Genomic DNA, 20,773 nt, shown 5'->3' on the forward strand with positions numbered 1-20,773 from the left:
CACTTCCCTTGTGTCACTTCAAATGCGAATGGCACCACGCCCGGTGATCAGCGGCAGGTCAAGCGGGCTGTATAGGCCCGGCTGTGCGGCGCTGATGATCGGGATGGCGTGCACGGCCCGCATCGCCGTGGCCAGCACGCCTTGGGCGGTGGCGTCGAGATCGGCTCCGCCGAGTGCGATGTCGGCCTCGATGTCGGGACTGCCCGAGATCCGGATTCTCGTGGTGCGCCGAGCCGGATCCACCGGTTGTGGCCAGTCCGGTGCGACCTCGTCGAGCAGTCGATAGCAGTGCTCGATCACGAACATCGATGCCCCGCCGACCTCTCCGACGACCTGGAAATGCAGCGCGGCAGCATCGTTAGGACCGTAGGTTCCGGCGGGCACCGTGAACTCGTATCCGGCAGCGGCGATCGCTCGCTTCTCGTACACGCGATCCAGCGTGACGCCCAGCCCGGCGGCCAGCATGGCCATCGGCCCCATCCAGTTGCGGGCAATCAGGCCGGGGGTATACCGCTGTGCGTCCGTGGTGATGTCGCTGCCGAGGCCGGACCGCCAGCGCTTGACTCGATAACCGCCCACGTTCATGGCTTCCTGCACCCGGATGCCGGTGATGTCGCGCGACAGACTGGTCAGGTGCAACACCAGAGCGTCGGCCATGAAGCCGGGTTCGACGCCGGTGCACAAGAACGCGGATCCGCCCTCAGCGCAGGCCTTCTCGAGCTTGTGCTGGACGGCGGGTCCGTCCCCGGCGGGGTGCACGAGCACCGGAAGCGTGGTGGCCACCACGTTGATCCCGGCTGACAACAGACGGCACAGGTCGTCGATCACCTCGTCGTGCCGTCCGCGGTCGCTGGCCATGTAGCAGATGCAGTCCGGCATGCTGGCGATGACGGACTCATGATCGCCGACGGTGCTGACGCCGACCGGATGGTCGAGTCCGGCGAGTTCCCCGACGTCACGGCCAACCAACTCGGGGTTGTGGGCCCACACCGCCACCAGTTTGAGCGCCGGCGACTGCAGAATCGCCTTCAGCGCGGCGATTCCGGTGTTGCCGGTTCCCCACTGGACGACACGGAGCCTGCCATCGCTGCTGCGGCTGGGCGTCTCGTTCATGCCCAGGGTCGCCAGCCGAGCAGTTCGCAGGCATTCAGTTCGGCGATGCGATGCGCCTCGTCATCCGGCACCTCGGAGAGCATCTCGGCCAGCCCCTTGCGCGAGTGCGGCCACTGGGAATCGGAGTGCGGGTAGTCACTCTCCCAGGTGAGCCGGTCCACGCCGATGCGGTGCCGGAAGTCGATGCCCGCCTGGTCGACGATGAAGCAACCCCACACGTTCTTGCGGAACAGTGTCGAGGGGCGGGTCTTGGTGTCGACGTGGGCATACCAGCGGTGCTTTTCCCAGACGGTGTCGATTCGCTCGAGCATGTAGGGCAACCAACCGGTGCCGCCCTCGGCCAGGGCCACCTTCAGGCGCGGAAACACGTGGAACGTGCGCGAGTACACGAGATCGGCCAGCGCACCCATGGAGTTGAGACCCATTTCCGATACCACGACCGGAGTGGGGGCGTCCGGGCTGACATACGGCGTCGACGTCGAGGTGCCGAAGTGCAGCATCAGTGGCATGCCATTCTCCTGAGCAACCGCGAACAGCGGATCCCAATGATCGGTGTGGAAGGACGGCAAGCCCAGAGGTGAGCAGTTTTCCGGGAAGGAGATGCAGCGGGCCCCCAGCCCAATAGCACGGTGCAGCTCGGCCAGAGCTAGATCGACGTCCCAAATCGGCAGGATGCATACCGGCACATAGCGATCGGGCGCGGTACCACACCACTCCTCGAGCATCCAATCGTTCCACGCCCGCACGCAGTCGAGCGCCATCTGCCGGTCCTGGCCTTCCAAGAAGCGGGTACCGGCGAATCGGGCGAAGCTTGGAAAGCACAGGTGCGCCCACACACCGTCTTCGTCCATATCGTTGAGCCGCTCGACCGGGTCATAGCAGCCTGGACGCATGTCGTCGTAGCGGGCCGGCTCGACATCCCAGGTACGAGGATCCTTGCCCGCCACCGCATTCAAACCGATCTGGGGATAGTTCTTGCCCGCATACACCCACGACTGCACCCGCCCGTGGGCCGTGGCGCCGAGTTGCAGGCGAGCAGCGTCGACCTCGACCTCTTCGACATGCGGAATCTGTGACCTGTCGTAGCTGGCGGGCATGCGTGATGTCCAGACGTCGGCCGGCTCGATCGCATGGTCGTCGACCGACACCAGCTTCATGTAGTCCTGAAGCGGCATGTGATTACTCCTCTGACTGGTGCTTGTTGACGCTCTTCTGTTGTGGTCAGTCCTCGTCGACCTGTGCCATCAAGGCGCCGTAATCCGCGAGCGGAAGCGTGCCCGCGCCGGCGAATCGCTTGAGCAACAGGTCGGTAGCCTCGAGTGCCGACCAGGCGCCGAGACCACAAGGCTCAGTGGCGGTGTCGGCCAGCGCATCGGCCTGGGTTCGGGACGCGACGGGCAGAGCTCCGAGATCGGAGCCGATCGCGTCCGTCACCGCTACCGCATCATCGGCGTGTGAGCCCTTGTCCTGCGGAGAGCGGCCTACCCAGCCGGCCACATACAACCCCGGTGTCTGCCGGCCGGCGATTAAGACCCGGGCTCCAGCGTGGGCGACATGGCCATTGTCCTCATCAAGCCCAGGCCAGCGGAATGATCCGGCGCGCGGGCGTAGCAGCAGTTGGGCGCGCAGGTCCTCGCTGACCACCATGCCGTCGCGGTCCGGTCCGCGCAGGCAGCGTAGCGCCCGGGCGCGGTTGCGGCCGACGATGCCGACCGGGGTCAATTCGGCACGGAGCACGAGTTTCGCCGGAACTTGTTGTGGCAGTTCTACTTCCGCAGCTGAGCGCGGGTCGACGATCTGGACTTGCCGAATCTTGCTCCGGGCGAGACGCGCCTGGATATCCGCCGGAGCGTCGGCGGGCACCGCGCCGCACAGCACCTGGGCGACACCCAGCCCTGCAGGTGACATGCCGATCAACACCGCACTGTCCATGTCGAGATCGAGTTCGGCAGCGTCCACATCGGCATTGCCGCAAAGCCAGCCCTCGACATGGCTCACCGTGCCGACACCCACCGAGTCGCGGCCCGCCACGTCGAGCGGCAGGTCGCAGGGGGCTCCGGTGGCCAGCACCACCGCGTCGGCGGCGGCACGGAGATCCTGCAACGGCAAGCGGGAACCTACGTCGACATTGCCGTAGAACGCGACCCGCTCGTCGGACAACACCGCGTCGACCTGACGAGCTGCCTCCCGGAGCCGCGCCGCGCCCGCCGCGGGACCGTGGCGCAGCAGGGCATCAGGTCGCGCCGCCCGGTCGATCAGTTCGACGACCACGTCGTACTGCTGCTGCGCCAACAACGCCGAGGCGACCGCGAAGCCGGCCGGCCCGCAGCCAACGATGATGACTCGGCGGTCCATCGCGTTACTCCTCAACGGCTTTCGAAGACCACCGGCACTTTGTTGGGCGCCCGCAGGCCGATGCCCTGCACGCGGGCCTGCTGCCCGGTGTCGGGGTCGAGCCGTAGTCCAGGCAGCCGATCGAACAGCGCGGTCAGCGCCGCTGACATCTCCGCCCGCGCGAGGTGGGCGCCCAGGCAGGTGTGCGGACCCCACGCAAATGCGATGTGCGGCTTCTTTTCCCGGAAGATGTTGAAGCTGTCGGCGTCGTCCCACCGGGTGTGATCGCGGTTGGCGGCGCCGAGGGAGATCTCGAGAACGCTTCCCTGCTGCACTTCGACATCCCCAAGGACAAGGTCGTCCAGCGCAATTCGGCTGATCGACATCAACGGCGGCTCCCATCGCAGGCCCTCCTCGATGGCCTGTGGTAAAAGAGTGCGATTGGAGATCACCGCCTGCAGCTGCTCTGGGCTCTGCAGCAGTCCCAGCAGCATGCTGGCCGTCGAGCGGGCGGTGGTCTCACCGCCGGCGGGCAGCAGCAGCCGCAGGAACGAGACGATGTCGATGGTCTCCAACCGGCCGCCGTCAAGCTCGGCGTTGGCGAGCAGGGTGATCAAATCCTCGCCCGTGCCGCCGCGCCGTTCCTCGATCAGCGGAGACAAATATCGTTCCAGTTTCTTCGACGCTTCTTTGGCTGTTTCCATGTCATAGAACGCTGCAACCGTTTCGCCCGCCCACGTGTTGAAACGTTCTATATCGGTGAAGGGCAGCCCCATCATCTCGGTGATGATGTACACCGGGAATAGCAACGTGAATTCGCGATAAAGGTCGGCCGATCCGTTCTTTTCGAAGCGGTCGATCAGCCCGTTGACGGCAGGCACGATCGCGGTCTCTTGCCAGCGGCGCAGCGAGCGGCGGGTGAACGCCTGCGAAATTAGCGCCCGATGCTGTCGGTGCTCGGAGCCGTCCATGCCGATGATGGTGTGGCCCCAAACCTGACCGATGGTCTCGTCCCAGAACCGCGACGACAGCCGCTCGTCGGTGAGCGCCTGCTGGCAATGCTCGAAGCTGAGCACACAGGAAAACGAGGCCTTGGTGAATTCTTTCTGAGTGCGGTAGTCGTCCTGGCCGATGAGGGCGGCCTGCGTCATGGGATGCACCGGGGCCCGACGGCGAGCCGCCGCCAGCGGCCCATACAGATCGACGATCCGGGACCGAGGTGTTTCGGCTGCAGCCGATTCCACGTAGGCGCTGTCATCGGCCGTGCGGATAAAGTCACGCAACTGGTCAGCGGTGCTGATGGTCATATCCGCTCCTGATGACGTGAGGTCTGGTGGCGCCGGTGATCGGCTCGCGATCAACCGGCGTGGAACTGAATGGTTTTCGTCTCGCAGAAATCATCGAGGACGTCGGCACCCAGTTCGCGTCCCAACCCGGAACGCTTATATCCGCCGAACGGCGCCCAGGGACTCATCCCCCCGGTGCCGCCATTGATGCTGACGTTGCCGGTATTGATGCGCTGGGCCATGGCAAATGCCGTCCCGGTGTCGGCGGTCCAAATCGATCCGGAGAGGCCGAACACCGAGTGGTTGGCGATCCGGATTGCCTCCTCGTCGTCGTCGAATGGGATCGCTGCTCCGACGGGACCGAATACCTCTTCCTGCGCCACGGTCATGTCGGCCCGCACATCGGCCAGAAGCGTTGGTTCATAGAAGAACCCGCGATCCATGCCCGGTGGTCGGCGCCCGCCGCACACCAGCCGGGCACCCTCTTCCAGCGCACCAGCGACGTACCTTCGCGTTCGCGCGCAGGCGCTCTCCCGGATCAGCGGGCCGACCACGGTGCGGGCATCGGCCGGGTCTCCGATCGGCATGCGTTGCAGCACAGCGGCGAGACGCTCGACGTACACGTCGTAGATGCTGCGGTGCACCAGGTGCCTTGTCCACAGCGCGCAGCCCTGGCCGGCGAAGGTGGTCAGCTCCGCGGCGCCCCTGGCCGCCACCGCATCGAGGTCGGCGTCGGCGCGCACGATCATCGCCGACTTGCCCCCGAGTTCGAGGGTCACATGTTTGAGCGTCGCGGAGGCCTGTGCCATCACTTTCGCACCCACGGCGTCCGAACCGGTGAAAGTCACCATGTCCACCCGGGGGTCGGTGGTCAGGCGCTCCCCCACCTCGGCTCCGCCGGTGACGACGTTCAGCACCCCGGCCGGCAGATCCGCCTCGGCCGCCGCGGCGCCCAGCAGCAGCGCCTCCAGCGGCGTGTAGTCCGACGGTTTCAGCACGACAGTGCATCCGGCCGCCAATGCCGGGCCGACTTTGAGCAGGTTCACCAAGAATGGTGCATTGAACGGTGTTATGGCCGTGACAACACCGCGGGGCGAGCGCTGAACGACGCCGGCGCCCAGGATGGTTCCGCCGTGGCGGCTGGGCAAGGTCGTCACCGGAAGGGGCCGGATCGGGTCGAACCGAGTCGCCCGCTCGATGAAGAAGTCCAGCAGCCGCATCGGGGCATCGACCTGGCTCGACCGGGCGATAGTGGTCGGAACGCCGGCTTCGGCGACTGCCAGCGCGACGATGTCGTCGTTCCACTGCGCGAGCACGTCTCGGAGTCGACCCAGGCGTGCCGCCCGCTCGGCTGATGACATTCGGGGCCACGGCCCGTCGTCGAACGCCACACGTGCTGCGGTCACCGCTGCGTCCGCTTCACTGGCCGAACCGAGCGGCGCGTCAACAACAATTTGCCCGGTCGCCGGGTTCAGCACCGGGGCGCTGCGTCCGGTGGCCAGCCATTGACCACCGACGAACAACCCCGGGTATTGGGACCGGTTGGGAACCGCGATGGTCGTGCCGGTCATTCGACCCTCGTCACCATGCCCGTGGATCCGTCGACTTCCACCACGTGTCCATTGCGAAGTACTACGCTGCCCCGCAAAGTACCCACTACACAAGGAATTTCGAACTCACGGGCGACCACCGCGGCATGCGACATCTCCCCTCCGGTGTCGACCACCACCGCCGCGGCATAGGAGAAGTAGGGAGTCCAGCCGGTATCGGTGAATGCGGTGACCAATACTTCTCCAGGTTTCAAGTCATCCATTGAATCGACCGTCAGCACACGCACTGTGCCCTTGGCTATACCGGCCGACACCGGCGTACCCTGCAGGGACTGCCCTGGTGAAAGTTCCTGGTTGCTGTCAGTCGTGACCGTGTAGTGCCCTGCGAAATTCAATGGGGGGCGCTGGATTTCCAGCCGCACACGTTCGGCGCGGCGGCGGCGCACCACCTCGGCCGCGGCTGCGGGTGGGTTTCTCAGCTCCGCGCGGGTCAGGTAGAACACATCGTCCGGGCGGGCGATGACGCCCCGAGCCGCCAGCCGGTTTCCGATCTCTCTTGCGATCAAGCGGTACTGGTGCGTGTGCCGAATTGTGGCGTCGCGCGCCTGTTCGCGGATGCGTTGGAACTTGTTGCCTATCGACGCCAGCAACGCCAGCCGCCGACCGATGCTCGGTGCGGGCGCAGCGACCCGCGGCGGAGATACGGTCAGTTTGGCGACGATGTCTACCAGCCGGCTGGGGTCGTCGGTGAAGACGGGATTGGCAAGCTCGGTCTCGCGTGGCCCACGATGACCGAATTCCTTGATCACAGTGTCCAGTTCGCGCACGAAGTCCGGATCCGTCTCGCGCAGCAGCGCCACGGCCGCACTGGCGGGAAGATCACGCAGCGCAGCCGAGGTCTGGCGGTTCCGACCGGCCATCTCGGCCAACCGATAGGCGCCGCTGGCGATACCGGCGCTCGGCAGTTCCTCAGTGCCGCCACGAATCCGCGTGGCAAATCCCTTCCCACCCTGCTTCTGGATCAACTCCATGACCGGCACGATCAAGGCCGAGGCGTGGGCCGCCGCCGCCCATCCGTACACAGTCTCATCGTGCTCGCGGTACAGGTGCGCGAATAGCTGTGCATCGGTCAGCGATGCGTAGAAGTGTGGATCGCGCTGTGCCGCACGGGCTTGAGCGGCGATACGACGAACCTCGGCGGGAAAGGCGGCCAATTTGGCCAGCGTTCGTGGAAGCCGCCGTGCCATCCGGAGCAGACCGATCTTCTCTACCGGCGGCAGCTGCAGGCCTTCACGATCGCCGAACAGCATCTCATCCCAGGCCGAGACACCTCCACCGGGCATGGCTGCACCCAAGGCGTACACCACAGACAAGTTGGCATAGACGCCATGCCCGAACGCACCCACCGGATCCTCGCAGAGTGCTCGGCGCAGATCACCATCGAGGCCCAAGACGTCGGCGGTCTGAGCGCCCGCGGCCCGCAACGAATCGAGCGCCAGTTCCAACGACAGCGGAGTCATCGGGCCGGGAAACGCCTCCGAGGTATTGGCCGCGGTGAAAAGCGACCAGTTCGGGTCGACGGTGGTATCGAACTCGCCGAGCAGCTCCGGTTCAGCGGCCGGCACCCGGGACATGTCGCAGGGTCGGCCCGGAACGCTGGCCCACTGCCAACGCCAAGGGATTTCGACCTTTCGCGTCCCGAGGAAAACGTGCCCGCGGTTGGTCCGCGCGAAGTCTTCAACGCAGTCGCGGTTTCCCCAGGCCGGATGAAAATCGAATTCGCCGGTCAGCTTGGTCGTGTCTACGATCGGGAAATTCAAGAACGCTTCGACGGCACCAGGATCCAGGGAGAACCATCCACGGTTCCATAGGAACCTCAGAACCGCCTCTGCCCGGCGGGGATCCAGCTCCACGTACCGCTTGCCGAGGATGCCGGCTATCTCGCGCATGGGCAACGCACCCTCGGCCGCCACGTTGACCGGTCCCTGCCAGCCTGGCTGCTCGAGCGCGTCGGCGAAAAATCTACTGAGGTCCTCGGGATGGATGAACTGAAAGCGGTTCCTCCCGCCTTTCATGCCCAAGATGACGGGGGTGGCAAACCCCTCCCGGGTCACGCCCGTGGTGGTGCGTCCCATGATGTTGGTGGCCCGCACCAGTAGTGCGTTGACAGATGACGCACTGATGAGCGCCTCGGCCTCGGCCTTGTGGACCGAGTAGAGGTGCTTGGGACTTGGGCGGAGTTGGTCGCCTTCTCTCAGTTCCGGCGGGTTGTCGGCGCGGGCGCCGTAGGCCATCACCGACGAGGCACTGACGAGGCGCGACACACCCGCCCGCTCCATTGCTTGCAGCACCGCCTCGGTGCCCCCGACGTCGATCGCCCGCGTCGCGGCGGCATCGTGCATGGGATGGGTGGTCCAGGCCAAGTGGACCACCGCATCGACGCCGGGCATGGCCGCCGTGAGCGCGTCGGCGTCCCGGATGTCGGCGCTGACGTGGCGGTAACTGGGCGAAGGCAGTGAGTGGGGCCGCCGCGACAACCCGACGACCTCGTGACCTCGAGCCAAGATCTCCGGGATGATCGAGGACCCGAGGTCCCCCGACGCACCCGTCACCATCACACGCATGCATTCGCCCGTCGTTGCGCAGTCTGTTGAGGCCAATGTATGAGCGGTCACACTGCAGTGTCAACACTCCGGATAGAGATTCTCTAGATTCTTGAAGCCAGCCGCACCGCGGCTGCAGGCTGCCATTCAGCGATGCGGAAAAGTCAGTAAATCCCAACGTCAGCCCGGAAATCCACACGAAACGGCGGCTGCTACGACTGGGTCATGCCGGCGCGAAATCTCAGTAGAGCAGATCGATTACCCGGTCCTGATGATGAGCCTTGGCGACATAGCGACGGGCACTCTTCATGTGCTCGATCCACGCCCGCTCGGCGGCTTCGCCGTCACCGGCGTGGATCAGCTCGGTGATCTTCTCGTAGCCCCGCAGCGCCCGGCGGTTGGCGCGCCGGATCTCGTCGCTCTCGGGTCCAATCTCGGCGACCGTCTTGGCCAGCTCGCGCTCCACGATCTCCGACAACATGCCGATGACCGCGGTCAGTGTGTGATTGCCCGACAGCTCAACGAGTTTGACGTGGAACCGCACGCCGGCGCGAGAGAATGTGCGCGCATCGTTCGCGGCCGCACGGACTCGTTCCAGTTCTTCGTCGAGTTCGCGCAGTTCGTCCTGGGTTGCGGTCTCGGCCAGCCGGCGCACGGCCGGTGGCTCGATGGTCAACCTGGCATCCCACACGTCGCCGACAGTGGTGCCGGAAAGGGTCAGCACCATGCCGAATAGATCTGCGGCGGCGTCGGGCCCCGGCACGGTCACTCGCGCCCCGCCCGGCGGCCCTCGGCGGATCACGACCAACGAGTCACCCTCCAAGAGCCGAAACGCCTCACGAAGGGTCGGGCGCGAGACCCCGAATTGTTCCATGAGTTCGGCTTCAGTCGGCAGCCAATCGCCGTCGACGAGGTCACCTCGGGCGATCATCCGACGGATCTGAGCAGCGACCTGGTCGGACATCTTCAGCGGACGTACCCGGTCCTGGGTTCTGGTGAGTGCGAACGAGTTCTTGCCTGTCACGCACTCCTCCTCTTGTCCTGGTCGTCACCGTCGGCTAATGATAGCGTTGCCGACACCGTTGCCTAGTTTATCCAGAAGAACTAGCGAAATCTCCGTTGGCGTCGAAGCGTTGTCGGACTCGAGATTCGTAGGGCGCCTAGCGCGGTAGACCGAGTCCGCGGGCGATGAGCCCGCGCTGAACGTCGTTCGTGCCCCCACCGACGACGTACATGATCGACTGCCGCAAACCGTATTCGAACGCGCCACCCCCGGGGACGGTGACAAGTGAAGCCGATTCTTCTCCGAGCGCGGCCGCTGGGCCGAAAAGCGCCAAAGTCGCCGCACCGAAGTCCTCGGCGAGGTCACCACCCATCACGCCGGCCATCGCGGCATCGAACATCGCACCGATATTGCTTGCACCTGCCCCAACCGCGGCACACACCAATGCGCGGTTGGCCTGCACGCGCACGGCCAGTTCGGTGATCAGCGCCCGTTTCGCCGATCCACGCGGCCCGACTAGGCCCGCCGGATCGGTTCGGACGACGTCGAGCAGATCATCAAGCTGGCGGTGCAGCGCCGCGGCAATGTTGCCCATGGTGATGCGTTCGCCGGCCAGGGCGTCGACGATGACTTTCCAGCCGCCGTTGACTTCCCCGACCCGCGCCGAGTCGGGGATGCGGACGTTGTCGTAGAACACCGTGCATGACACCTCGCCGGAAAGCGCGGTGTGCGGCTGGATCGTCACGCCCGGCGTATGCAGAGAGAAGAGAAAGACGGTGATGCCCGCGTGCCGGGGCGTCGCGTCCGGATCCGTCCGCGCCGCCAGCCATACCCAGTCTGATTCGTGGGCCGTTGTGGTCCACAGCTTTTGACCATTGATCACCCAGTCGTCACCGTCACGGACGGCGCGAGTGCGCAACGAGGCGAGATCGGAACCCGCCTCAGGTTCGGAATATCCAAGGCAGAAGTTCATCTCGCCGGCCGCGATGATCGGCAGGAACTTCTTCTTCTGCTCTTCGGTGCCGTGGCGCAGTATCGACGAGCCGAGGAGCATAACCGAACCCAACGGCTTGGCGACCCCGACGCGGTGGTACGTCGCCTCCTCGTTGAGGACGACCTGCTCCACCAGGGTCGCGTTTCGTCCGCCATACTCGGGCGGCCACCCAAAACCGAACCAGCCCTTGTCGGCCATCGCGGCCACCGTGGGTTTGTCGAGAAACGCCGGGCGCAGCGCTTTGTCCCGTGCGTGGTGGTCGGCGATGAATTGCCGGAACTCGCGTCGGAAGGGCTCGCCGGTTTCGCCGAGATCGGCTGCCGGCAAGCGGGAGTGCGTCTCAACGAGGACGTCACCGACCGAGCCCCCGGCAAGTTGGATCGTGGAGAGCATGGTGACGTCAGCATGCACCCGCCTGAACAACCACGGCGCAGGGTGCTCCGCGAAATAGCCGATCGCCGCCAGCGTGTGGTGCGCACCCAGTTGCACCTTTGGCGCGATCGCTGCGATATGGGCGACGGCGATCTCGGCCGCCAGCACCGCGGTGTCCGAGCCGGTCTGCAACGCGGCGACCGCGTCGGCCAGCAACAGGTTCGCGGAACGGATGTCGATCTGACACTGCGCCGCGCGCTGCTGCACCGCACCGAAGCTGCCGATTGCCTTGCCGAATTGCTGACGTATCTTGGCATGCTCGATGGCCATCTCATGCGCGTACTCGGCGGCGGCTAGCGCCCGAGCCGCCTTACCGAGCCGAGTCAGAACCAGCGCTCGATCAGCCTGCCCGGCATCGATGTCCCGCTCAGCACTGATGTCGCCCACTGTGACCTGGCTCCACGCCGGGATGGCAAGGCCAGGCAAGGACCTTGACTCGGTGATCGAGCGCAGCTCGGCGCGCCCGCCGGCGTTGGGAATGATCAACACATGGGTGGCTGCGCTGCCGCCATCAATCGGCGACGCCGCGTCGCCGGTGATGACCACCCGCACGTCACCGCCCGCCACACCCATATCCGGAAACAGCTCCGCTGTCGCGTAGCCGTCGAGGATCGGCAGCGGACATGCCGCGCGACCCAGCCGCCGCGTGGCCGCCACGGCGAGATCGAGTGCCTGAGCCGAACCGAGCTCGAACCAACCCTGATCGACCGCAGCCGACCATAATCCGCCAATGTCTGCTGTGCCGGCGGCCGTCGCGTCTCCCCAAAATTTGCCAATGACGCTCGCGACGGACTTGTCGAACGCGGTCACTTCTTCGTTCATGTGCTCATGTGCTCCGCCACATCGAGGCGCGTTCGGCAGCCGACGTCGTGATGCTTCCAGTCGATCGGCGAGGTGACGTCAACGATGTAGCCAAGGCCCCGGCTCCTTAATTACCGACGTCTATCGTCCGATATGTCAGACAACGACACAAGATTTCGCGCGAACACCTGGACCACCTCGCGTTGATAGCATACTAGGTTATAATTCTAGCGCTTGGTATCCACCCGCCGGCGAGTATCGCAGTGAGACACATGTGGTCGTCACGAACAGAACACGAGAGCGAGGGCGAACAGGCATGCACATGACAAGCGCAGAGATGGCGGAGCGTATCGCCGGCCGCACGTTGGTCGACCTGATCGCCGATACCGTTTCGGAGCGAGGCGATGCCCCTGCACTGCACTCGAAAAACCCGGACGGTGGTTGGTCGACGCTGTCGTGGAACGACTACGTCCGCTCCGCATGCTCAGTCGCGGCGGGGCTACGGAAGTTGGGCGTCCGACGTGGCGATCGGGTCGCGATGCTGCTGCGCAACCGGGCCGAGTGCAACATCACCGACACTGCCGGAATTCTTCTCGGAGCAACCATGACGTCGATTTATTTGACGTCGTCGAACAGCCAGGTCGAATGGCTTCTCCAGCATTGCGAGGCCGGCCTGATTCTGGTTGATGGCGAACAGGTCGAGAGGGTCAAGCAGATCAGACCGCAGGTTCCGTCGTTGCGGACGATCATCTGCGTTGATAAGACCACCGACACCGACGAGTCGGTGGTGCATTTCTCCGAGCTACTCGGCGAGCCGCCAATCGCACTCGACGAGGCCAAGGCACAGGTGCAACCTGACGACATTGCCACCATCATCTACACCTCAGGCACAACGGGACGGCCGAAAGGCGCTCAGCATAGTCATCGCAGTGTCGTTTCGGGGGTGGAGTCGGTTCTGCTGGCCTTCGGCACCGGCTGGATGCACAAACGGGTCATCAGTTATCTCCCGATGGCTCATGTCGCCGAGCGGATGTTCTCCCATTACGTCGGGTTGCGGACAGGTTCGAAGGTCTACTTCTGCCCCGATCTGACCGCGATCGGTAGCTACTTGCTTGAAGTTCGGCCCAACATCTTCTTTGGTCCCCCGCGGATCTGGGAGAAGCTGTGGGCCGCCGCGCAGGCCATGGCGAGAGGAACGCCCGACCCCGAGGGCGCGGAATTGCGCCGAGCGCTAGACGTTGGGCTGCAGACGATTCATACACGCACCGAAACCGGCGCAGTGCCAGCCGAGTTGGAGATCGCGTTGGCCGAGGCGGAGCCCGCGCGCAAACACATTGCCTCGACCCTGGCACTGGATACCATCGAAATCGCGCTCACCGCGGCCGCTTCGATGCCCGCTGATGTTTTGGACGGAATGGCCGCACTTGGTGTCGAGCTCGCCGACGCGTACGGGCTGACCGAGTTCATCGGTGGTGTCTGCTCGCCCCACGATCCGCGCCGTGGAACTTTGGGCCGGCCATTCCCCGGTGTCGATCTCCGGATTGCAGCCGACAACGAAATCGAGATGCATGGGCCGCAGGCATTCGTTGGCTACCTCAACGATCCGGAGCAGACGAAAGCAGCATTCACCGACGACGGATGGTTTCGCACCGGTGACTTGGGTCGCGTCGACGAGGACGGCTACCTGGTACTGATCGGCCGAAAGAAAGATCTCATCATCACCGCGGGCGGGAAGAACATCGCTCCGCAGCCAATCGAAACCGCCATCTCGAGCCACCCGCTGGTCTCCACCGCCGTTGTCGTCGGGGAAGCACGGAAGTTCCCCGCCGCGCTGATCGTGCCCGATCCGCTGGAAATCGTTGCATGGGCGCAGCGCCATGGAAAGGACACGACGGATCCGATCGCCCTGATGTCCGACCCCGACCTTCTGGACGAAATCTTCAGACACTTGGAAGAGGTCAACCAAGCGCTGGCCAGAGTGGAACAAGTCAAACGGATCAAGGTCCTGCCCGAGGTGTGGGGGCCGGATTCGGATGTGATGACGCCTACCTTGAAGGTGAAGCGAGCCGTCGTGCTGGAGAAATACGCGAAGGCGATCGAGGATCTCTATGCCGCGGACGAGCACCTTGCCGCCTCGTCGCCGAGTGCGTCTTAACGCCGAGCCACTCTAATGCGTTCGCTGTCAACCCTCGACACGCTCTTCGTCTCGCTAGACACCGCCCGTTGGCCGCTCCATGGCGGTGGTGTGTTGGTCTTGGATCCCAAGACGTCACCCAATCCGGTGACATTCGACGTGGTCAAGCAACACCTGCAAAGCCAGCTGCCGGCGATGCCACCCCTGCGGCGCCGGTTAATTCGAACACCCTTCGGACTCACGGAACCCGCCTGGGCGGAGGATCCCGACTTCAACATCGACCGCCATGTGCACCGCATCGCCGTGCCACCGCCAGGCGGTGCTGCCGAGCTGCGCGAACTCGTAGCGCAATTGGGCGATCCCCCGTTGGACGAAACCCGTCCGCTGTGGGACGCGTGGTTCATTGAGCGGCTCAAGCACGGCCGAATTGCGCTGTTCATCAAGATGCATCACGCATACGTCGACGGTATGGGCGGCCTGGACATGTTGTCGCATCTGATGACTACCTCGCCCGACATCCCGAACGAGATACCGGCAGATCACTGGAAACCGGATCGGATACCGACCGGTGCGGAACTGTTGCTGCGAGCGGTGCCAAACCTTGTCACACGACCCTTACGCGCCGCGCGTGCAGGAACTGGGCTGGCGCGAGCGGTTGGCCCCGGCCCGCTTTTGTCGCTCTTCCGTCGAGGCAAGAAGCCGGACCAACCGGCCAAGACGACAGGCATGCCGTTCAGCTGCCCTCACGTCTCGCTCAGCGAGGTCTCCCCGGGGCAGATCCGGCGCGCGATGGGTTGGATTGAGGCGTCGATGGACGACATCGCGACGGTGCGCGACGAGTTCGGCGTGAAGTTCAATGATGTCGCGCTAGCCATGGTGACAGGTAGCCTGCGCAACTATCTCCTTGAGCGAGCCGAACTGCCAGACGAGCCGCTAACGGCAGTCAATCCGGTGAACATGCGGCATGAGACCGCCGAACGTGCTGTCGAGAACCGCTTTTCGCTCCTGACTCCACTTCTGCCGACGCACATCCCTGATCCTGTCGAGAGGCTCGAGCACATCTCGACCGCGATGGGCAAGGCCAAGTCGGGTCTTCAGCATGCCGGCACCAATCCCGTCGAGAACCTTTTCGATCTGGTCACGCCAGGCACCCTCGAGCTCGTGATGCACGCATTGACGAGGAATCTGGTGCCCGAGTTGCCGCCGGTGTTCAACCTTTGTGTCACCAACATCGCGACATCAACAGAACCACGCTTCATCTGCGGGGCCCGTATCGACGAGTTCTACATCATGATGATGCAGGCGCTCGGCATCGGACCGGTGTGCGCGGTCATCACTTATATGGGAAAGGCCTTCTTCTCCTTCACCACGAACCGCGACCTGGTGCCGGATGCCCAACGACTTGCCGACGGCCTGCTGGAGGAACTCGAGACACTCCGCAAAGCAGCCGCCGAGCGCGGATCCCATTAGACGAGTTCCGGCATGATTTCTGTGCACCTCATCGAGTGCGAGGCGCTCGCTTATTCGTCCGCGAGTCACTGCGCCCCTCACCGGCGTTGCCCAGGTGGGTGTACGACAGACCGTGCCGCTGAGCCAGAGTTGGAGGCAGATCACGCGCTTCCCACATCGCGCGTACGGTTCCCTGGATGGCTTGCGGGCGGCGGGCTGCGATTTCAGCAGCCAATTCCGCTGCCCGTGCGCGTAATTGACCGTCAGCAACGATCTCCGTGACGAGCCCCACCCGTAATGCGGTCTGGGCAGTGAGACGTTCCTCGCTGCCCAGCAGCGCCCAGCGCATCACCTCGCCGTAGGGAACGCCGAGAGCCAGCATGCCCATCGGCTCCAACGCCGAAACAGCGCCCGCGTTGGCGTGCGGATCGAAGAATACGGCTGATTCAGAGCAGATCGCGAAGTCGCATTCGTTCACGAAATACATTGCGCCACCGGCAACCATTCCGTGCAGCGCGGCGATTACCGGCTTCCATACTTTGTGCGCCTTGGGCCCGAGCAGCGCGCCGGGGTCCTCCTGATTGAAGATCGGCTCGTCAGCCCACCAGACACCCTCAGCGACATCGATGCCCGTGCAGAACGCACGATCGCCGTTGCCGCGCAGCACGGCAACCCGGATGTCCTCGTCCTCACGCACCCGCGCCCACACGGAAACCATCTCGTCGGCCATGCGCTTGGTGAAACTGTTCATCCGATCGGGCCGGTTCAACGTCACGGTCGCTACGTGGTGGGCGACCTCGAACTCTATGGTGCTCAGTTCCGGCATGTCTGTCATGCTTGCTCCTCGCTACGAACCGTGGAAATTGGGTCGTGTTCGGTGTCGAAACGACGACAAACCCGCCCGGAAGTCGGCCGTGCCCGTCAACTCCTGCAGCCCGTGGGCCTCGATCGATTGAACCTGTGTCAGCGCTGGCAATGTGGACATCCGGAGCCTGCCGCCGCTTCGTGCACGCCTGCTGCCGCCGGCTCGGGGAATGCCGCAATCGCCTGTGCTACGTCGTTCGTATTCATTCATGTAGCCATATCCGCCATGGACCCTGCACGCAATTGCAGAGGATATGAAAGTCTTGGAGCCGTTGCGTCCGGTTCGATCATCGCGATGGCAACGCTGACATCGCCTCTGATGATGCCGGGCAGCCATTGGGTCTTCTGCTCGTCAGTGGTCGGAGCCGCCACCGCCGTACTCCTCGCGCATGTCGAACCCGAACAGCTCGTATTTTCCTGCCACGACGTTGGCGAAGCGGTCGACGACACGGTCGCGTTCCCACTTTTCGACGTTGGGTATCACTCCGCGTTCGAGGTATTGGCAGGTCGTTTCGCGCAATTGCTGGTACTCGACGTCGAAGATATTTCGCTTCATGCTGCTATTCCCCATAGAGCCGGCGGATTTCGGCGCCGACCTGTCCCGAAATCCGCGAGGCGACCGCTGCTCCGCGCCGCCGTAGAGCCGCGTCGGCAACCGGCAGCGCCACTGCACCGTTGGCCTTGGAAGGCAGCAGCACCGTCGCCGTGCCCGCGGTGGTCGTCTCGTGTCGCTGACTGGTGGCGGACACTTCGACACACACCGCGTCGTCCGGGCCGCCCTTGGCCGTCACCGTGCCCGTGCATCGCTGAATATCGCCGTGGTAATTGAATCCCCGCATTTGCAGTTCCATTTCAGCCAGCCATCCATCGTCGCCGATCCAGTTCGTCAGCAGATGGCCGATCCAAGCCGCCCGCATCTGCCCGTAGTCATAGGGTGCCGGGATACCAAGGGCTTGTGCCCGTGCGGCATCCCAGTGCAACCGCTGGACTACATCAGGCACTCCGTACTCATCGGGTTGGTAGAACGCCGGCATCCGCTGACGCAGCTGGTGTGCGAACTTCAGCGGGCCGACGCCATAACCTCCCCACCCCCAACCCATGTGCATGCTGATGATATCCACCACTGTCAGTGGGCCTTTCATCACCGGCGGCAACTGGTCGCCAACCGAAACGTCTTCCCACCACTGCGGTTCGGCGCCGCGCCGCACCTCGTCTGCGTAGGCCTGCTCAACTGTGGCGAACTCCTCTTCCGTCCAATACTGACGCTGAATGTGGCCGTACTTGCCGGACTTCTTAGTGCCGTGTCGCTCAGCGTTGATGTAAGACTCGTCGCGGGTCGCGATGGGATTGCCGTCGGTATCGACATACAGATAGCGGTAGGTCTCCTTGACCGACCGTCCGCCCGAGAATTCGCTCTCCTTGACCTGCACGTCGAGCGTGTAGCCCTCCATGAGCACCGGCCGACCCGGGTAGATTGGCTGGTACCACATCCATTTCACGCCCGAGTAGTACTTGCCGGTGCCGCGGAACAGTCCACGAAACAGCTCCTTTCGCTCGGGATCGGTGTATATCGGTGTCTGGTCGAGACCCGTGCTGATCGCAAACGTCGGCGGCGCGATCTGGCCGTGCCAACGTGTCCCCCGGCCATAGTCAGGGTCGATGAATAGTGGGTTGTCGTCCCCGATGCCGAAGGCGAAGTGGCTGATCGCATCGGGCTGCGGCAGCCTGTTCCATGGTTCTTCTCGTTTATTGACCGGCACGCCGATCTGGGCCCGGGCTCGTTCGATGTCCTCATCGGTGATCCTGCCCTCGATGGCAGCGGTGTCTGCGGTCGTCATCGATCGTTCCTCCTAGCTCTTGAGCATCACGCCGGCATCGACGGCCTACATCCATGATTGCGTGCTGGTGCGCCCTATTCGCTTGTGCCAGTTGCGCCCCTGCCGCTGCGCCGGTTCTCAAGCATCTCGACTAGACGGGTACGATCGACCTTCAGTGCGGCGCCGCGAGGTAGATCAGGGACGACGAAAATGTCGGCGGGCACCTCGTAGGGAGTCAGCAACCCCCGGCAGTGCGTTCGCAACTGTTCGGCCGTGGCCGTTTCGCCAGGCACCAATTCGACAGCCGCCACGGCAACTTGGCCCAGCCGGGGATCGGCCAGTCCGGCGACGGCAGCGTCGCGCACCGCTTCGTGCGCACGCAAGGCGCCGGCTACGGTTTCTGGCGCGATCTTGAACCCACCGCGGATGATCACGTCGTCAGCGCGGCCATCGATGTAGAGGAAACCGTCCTGGTCAAGGTGGGCGAGATCGCTTGTGGTTAACCAGGTGTCGGCTTCACCGTTGCTGGCGGCCTGGGGCGCGGCCACCTGCAGTCTCCCGGTGTGTCCGGACGGAACCGCGTTGCCCCGATCATCGATGACCTGCAGCCGTACCCCCGGAAACGCTCGTCCGACGCTGCCGTGTTTGGTGCCCCACTTGGTTCGGAAATCGGTGATGGACCAGCCGGCGACGGCGCCAGAAAATTCGGTGGCACCATAGACGATCAGGATTGGGACCCCGTACTTCTCGAAGAAAGCGTCGACCAGAGCGGGATCGACCGGGCTGGTGCCCGCCGTGACGGCACGCAGACTCGCCAGGTCCGCTGCGGGAATACCGGCGTCGAGCACTGACTGGATCGCCGCCGGCGGTAGCCCGACTAGCGCCGGTTTGTGCTCCTTGACTGCGGCGTGCCAACTTTCGACTGTGAACCGCTCGAGCATTACCACCGGCCGCGCGCCAACCAACGACTGCAGCAGCGACCACAGTCCACTGATGTGAACGATCGGCAGGGCCACAATACCGGCCGCTCCGGTGAGCGGCGGCCGCTTCGTGGTCCCAGTTCCGCCGTAAGCTTTCGCCGCGGCAAGCGCTGCTTCGATCTGGTGGCGCTTGAGAGCAATGCGCTTGGGCGGTCCGGTTGTTCCCGACGTCAACATCTCGATCGCTACGCTGGCGTCGCCGGTTTCCGAGGGACGCGAGGACACCGCACGTCGCACCATCACGTCGGCATCAAAACTCCATGCCGTGGCGTCCAACTCGGCCACGCTGTCGACGAAAACCCGTTCCGACCAGAGATATGCGGGAGCGAGGACATACCGTGCACCGGAGGTAACCAGATCGGCGCCTAGCCGCGGTGGCGGCTGCAGCGGACTTATCGCGACCAGGGTGCGCTCACTGCGAAAGATCGCTATCAGGGCCGCGACCGACTCCGGGCGGTTGCTTTGCACCCAGGCGACCCGACCGCCGGCACCGCACCCCGCCGCGGTGAGTTCAGCGTCGATTTTCTCGGTAAGGGTGCGGATCTCACCCCAGGTCAGCCAGCGACCGTTGTATTCGACCATCGGTGCGCGATCGTCCGCACGCCACAGCTCCCCCAACGCGTCGCGGATATCCGTCATCTGTCTCCCTGAGTCATCCTTGGCGATTCGGAAAGGCGTAGCTCAAAAGGATCCCTTAGATAAGTTAGACTTCATGGTTTACTAGGTCAACTTAGTTTCGGGGAGCGGAAACCCTCTACCTCGCGCCGTTCCGTACCACACGGCGCTGTGGCAAAGATCGAATGCGGCGCGACGCAGCCGGCTAGTGAACTTGATGGGCGACGTGTTCGCACTCACGGGCGAGGGTTCAAGCGCCAACTGTCGTCAAACGGCTCAGATTAGCCCGCTGAAATCCGCGTTTGCCTGGTGGAGCTAAGGGGACTCGAACTCCTGACCCCAACACTGCCAGGAGCGGGCAGAATTTTTGACCAGGCACGACGCCGACGTTTCGGCTGTGGAGGGGCGGTGGTTGAGGGAGCAGTTGTCGTCGCCGTTGTCGTCGATATTGTCGTCAATCCGGCGGAGCCCGCCCGGATGCTGCCGCGGTGGGGCGTGCGTTGATGGCTACGGCCCCAGTGCCGAGATCGGCACGACATGAACCCCATCGGTTCGTTTGCCGCCACCGCCGCTCGCAGTCATGACAACGAGAGCGGACGGGCTGCCATGCCTGGAAGTATCCACACTGGCCGCGAAGTCGAGGAGGCCCTTCGCCGCCCTGTCGATGACGCTTTGATCGCCCGTCAGCTTCACCTCGAATGCGGCCCAACCGTCCGGTGTCTCGACGATCGCGTCGACTTCCTTACGACCGTGAGACTCGCGCCAGGAGTACACCGCGCCGCCGAGCGGTTGCGCATA

14 protein-coding genes and 1 pseudogene are annotated in these 20,773 nt (G+C 64.3%); 2 read left to right on the top strand and 13 right to left on the bottom strand.

Going from position 1 to position 20,773, the window contains the following annotated elements:
* Nucleotides 1–18: 18 nt before the first annotated feature.
* From EET03_RS28560 to EET03_RS28595, 8 genes are all read right to left on the bottom strand, one after another.
* Complete coding sequence (locus EET03_RS28560; RefSeq protein ID WP_099194512.1) at nucleotides 19–1,113, bottom strand: NAD(P)H-dependent amine dehydrogenase family protein; 1,095 nt, start codon at nucleotides 1,111–1,113, stop codon at nucleotides 19–21.
* A complete protein-coding gene (locus tag EET03_RS28565) occupies nucleotides 1,110–2,288 on the bottom strand; it encodes an amidohydrolase family protein (RefSeq protein WP_075543806.1) in 1,179 nt (392 codons plus the stop codon). Before EET03_RS28565 ends, EET03_RS28560 begins: the two co-directional genes overlap by 4 nt.
* Before the next feature lie 46 nt (nucleotides 2,289–2,334).
* On the bottom strand, nucleotides 2,335–3,468 hold the full coding sequence (locus tag EET03_RS28570; protein WP_075543805.1) for an FAD-dependent oxidoreductase: 1,134 nt from the start codon (nucleotides 3,466–3,468) through the stop codon (nucleotides 2,335–2,337).
* Nucleotides 3,469–3,479: 11 nt separating this feature from the next.
* Nucleotides 3,480–4,754 carry a cytochrome P450 gene (locus EET03_RS28575; RefSeq protein WP_075543804.1) on the bottom strand — a complete coding sequence of 425 codons (1,275 nt, stop codon included), beginning with the start codon at nucleotides 4,752–4,754 and terminating at the stop codon, nucleotides 3,480–3,482.
* A 50-nt stretch (nucleotides 4,755–4,804) separates the two neighbouring features.
* Nucleotides 4,805–6,304 (bottom strand): aldehyde dehydrogenase family protein, encoded by a 1,500-nt coding sequence (locus tag EET03_RS28580; RefSeq protein WP_075543803.1) that lies wholly within the window; start codon nucleotides 6,302–6,304, stop codon nucleotides 4,805–4,807.
* Entirely contained in the window at nucleotides 6,301–8,907 is a 2,607-nt protein-coding gene (locus EET03_RS28585; RefSeq protein WP_075543802.1) for an NAD-dependent epimerase/dehydratase family protein, read from the bottom strand. Before EET03_RS28585 ends, EET03_RS28580 begins: the two co-directional genes overlap by 4 nt.
* A 220-nt stretch (nucleotides 8,908–9,127) precedes the next feature.
* Nucleotides 9,128–9,910 (bottom strand): FadR/GntR family transcriptional regulator, encoded by a 783-nt coding sequence (locus tag EET03_RS28590; RefSeq protein WP_075543801.1) that lies wholly within the window; start codon nucleotides 9,908–9,910, stop codon nucleotides 9,128–9,130.
* Between the two features lie 136 nt (nucleotides 9,911–10,046).
* Entirely contained in the window at nucleotides 10,047–12,137 is a 2,091-nt protein-coding gene (locus tag EET03_RS28595) for an acyl-CoA dehydrogenase family protein (protein ID WP_075543800.1), read from the bottom strand.
* Nucleotides 12,138–12,453: 316 nt separating this feature from the next.
* Between EET03_RS28595 and EET03_RS28600 the strand changes: the two genes are divergently transcribed.
* Together EET03_RS28600 and EET03_RS28605 are read left to right on the top strand one after the other, a co-directional pair.
* Nucleotides 12,454–14,271 carry an AMP-dependent synthetase/ligase gene (locus EET03_RS28600; protein WP_167470738.1) on the top strand — a complete coding sequence of 606 codons (1,818 nt, stop codon included), beginning with the start codon at nucleotides 12,454–12,456 and terminating at the stop codon, nucleotides 14,269–14,271.
* A 15-nt stretch (nucleotides 14,272–14,286) separates the two neighbouring features.
* Nucleotides 14,287–15,720, top strand: a complete 1,434-nt coding sequence (locus tag EET03_RS28605) for a wax ester/triacylglycerol synthase family O-acyltransferase (protein ID WP_075543798.1) — start codon at nucleotides 14,287–14,289, stop codon at nucleotides 15,718–15,720.
* A gap of 28 nt (nucleotides 15,721–15,748) precedes the next feature.
* Here the strand turns inward: EET03_RS28605 and EET03_RS28610 are convergent, their stop codons facing one another.
* The 5 genes and pseudogenes from EET03_RS28610 to EET03_RS30595 form a co-directional block, all read right to left on the bottom strand.
* The gene (locus EET03_RS28610) at nucleotides 15,749–16,534 is read right to left on the bottom strand and encodes an enoyl-CoA hydratase/isomerase family protein (RefSeq protein ID WP_075543797.1); all 786 of its coding nucleotides are present in this window, start codon (nucleotides 16,532–16,534) and stop codon (nucleotides 15,749–15,751) included.
* Nucleotides 16,535–16,915: 381 nt separating this feature from the next.
* A complete protein-coding gene (locus EET03_RS32170) occupies nucleotides 16,916–17,119 on the bottom strand; it encodes an acyl-CoA dehydrogenase family protein (protein WP_075543796.1) in 204 nt (67 codons plus the stop codon).
* A 4-nt stretch (nucleotides 17,120–17,123) separates the two neighbouring features.
* Nucleotides 17,124–18,401 (bottom strand): FAS1-like dehydratase domain-containing protein, encoded by a 1,278-nt coding sequence (locus tag EET03_RS28620; RefSeq protein WP_075543795.1) that lies wholly within the window; start codon nucleotides 18,399–18,401, stop codon nucleotides 17,124–17,126.
* 74 nt (nucleotides 18,402–18,475) lie between these two features.
* Nucleotides 18,476–19,999, bottom strand: coding sequence for a class I adenylate-forming enzyme family protein (locus EET03_RS28625; RefSeq protein WP_075543794.1), 1,524 nt, complete (start codon nucleotides 19,997–19,999; stop codon nucleotides 18,476–18,478).
* A 483-nt stretch (nucleotides 20,000–20,482) separates the two neighbouring features.
* Nucleotides 20,483–20,773 (bottom strand): annotated as a pseudogene (locus tag EET03_RS30595) (hypothetical protein); the annotation flags it as partial.

Source organism: Mycobacterium innocens (assembly GCF_900566055.1).
Lineage (GTDB): Bacteria > Actinomycetota > Actinomycetes > Mycobacteriales > Mycobacteriaceae > Mycobacterium > Mycobacterium innocens.

Coding starts and splice junctions, on each gene's coding strand:
- EET03_RS28560 (WP_099194512.1), bottom strand. CDS start 1,113: ATGAACGAGACGCCCAGCCGCAGCAGCGATGGCAGGCTCCGTGTCGTC.
- EET03_RS28565 (WP_075543806.1), bottom strand. CDS start 2,288: ATGCCGCTTCAGGACTACATGAAGCTGGTGTCGGTCGACGACCATGCG.
- EET03_RS28570 (WP_075543805.1), bottom strand. CDS start 3,468: ATGGACCGCCGAGTCATCATCGTTGGCTGCGGGCCGGCCGGCTTCGCG.
- EET03_RS28575 (WP_075543804.1), bottom strand. CDS start 4,754: ATGACCATCAGCACCGCTGACCAGTTGCGTGACTTTATCCGCACGGCC.
- EET03_RS28580 (WP_075543803.1), bottom strand. CDS start 6,304: ATGACCGGCACGACCATCGCGGTTCCCAACCGGTCCCAATACCCGGGG.
- EET03_RS28585 (WP_075543802.1), bottom strand. CDS start 8,907: ATGCGTGTGATGGTGACGGGTGCGTCGGGGGACCTCGGGTCCTCGATC.
- EET03_RS28595 (WP_075543800.1), bottom strand. CDS start 12,137: ATGAACGAAGAAGTGACCGCGTTCGACAAGTCCGTCGCGAGCGTCATT.
- EET03_RS28600 (WP_167470738.1), top strand. CDS start 12,454: ATGGCGGAGCGTATCGCCGGCCGCACGTTGGTCGACCTGATCGCCGAT.
- EET03_RS28605 (WP_075543798.1), top strand. CDS start 14,287: ATGCGTTCGCTGTCAACCCTCGACACGCTCTTCGTCTCGCTAGACACC.
- EET03_RS28610 (WP_075543797.1), bottom strand. CDS start 16,534: ATGACAGACATGCCGGAACTGAGCACCATAGAGTTCGAGGTCGCCCAC.
- EET03_RS32170 (WP_075543796.1), bottom strand. CDS start 17,119: ATGAAGCGAAATATCTTCGACGTCGAGTACCAGCAATTGCGCGAAACG.
- EET03_RS28620 (WP_075543795.1), bottom strand. CDS start 18,401: ATGACGACCGCAGACACCGCTGCCATCGAGGGCAGGATCACCGATGAG.
- EET03_RS28625 (WP_075543794.1), bottom strand. CDS start 19,999: ATGACGGATATCCGCGACGCGTTGGGGGAGCTGTGGCGTGCGGACGAT.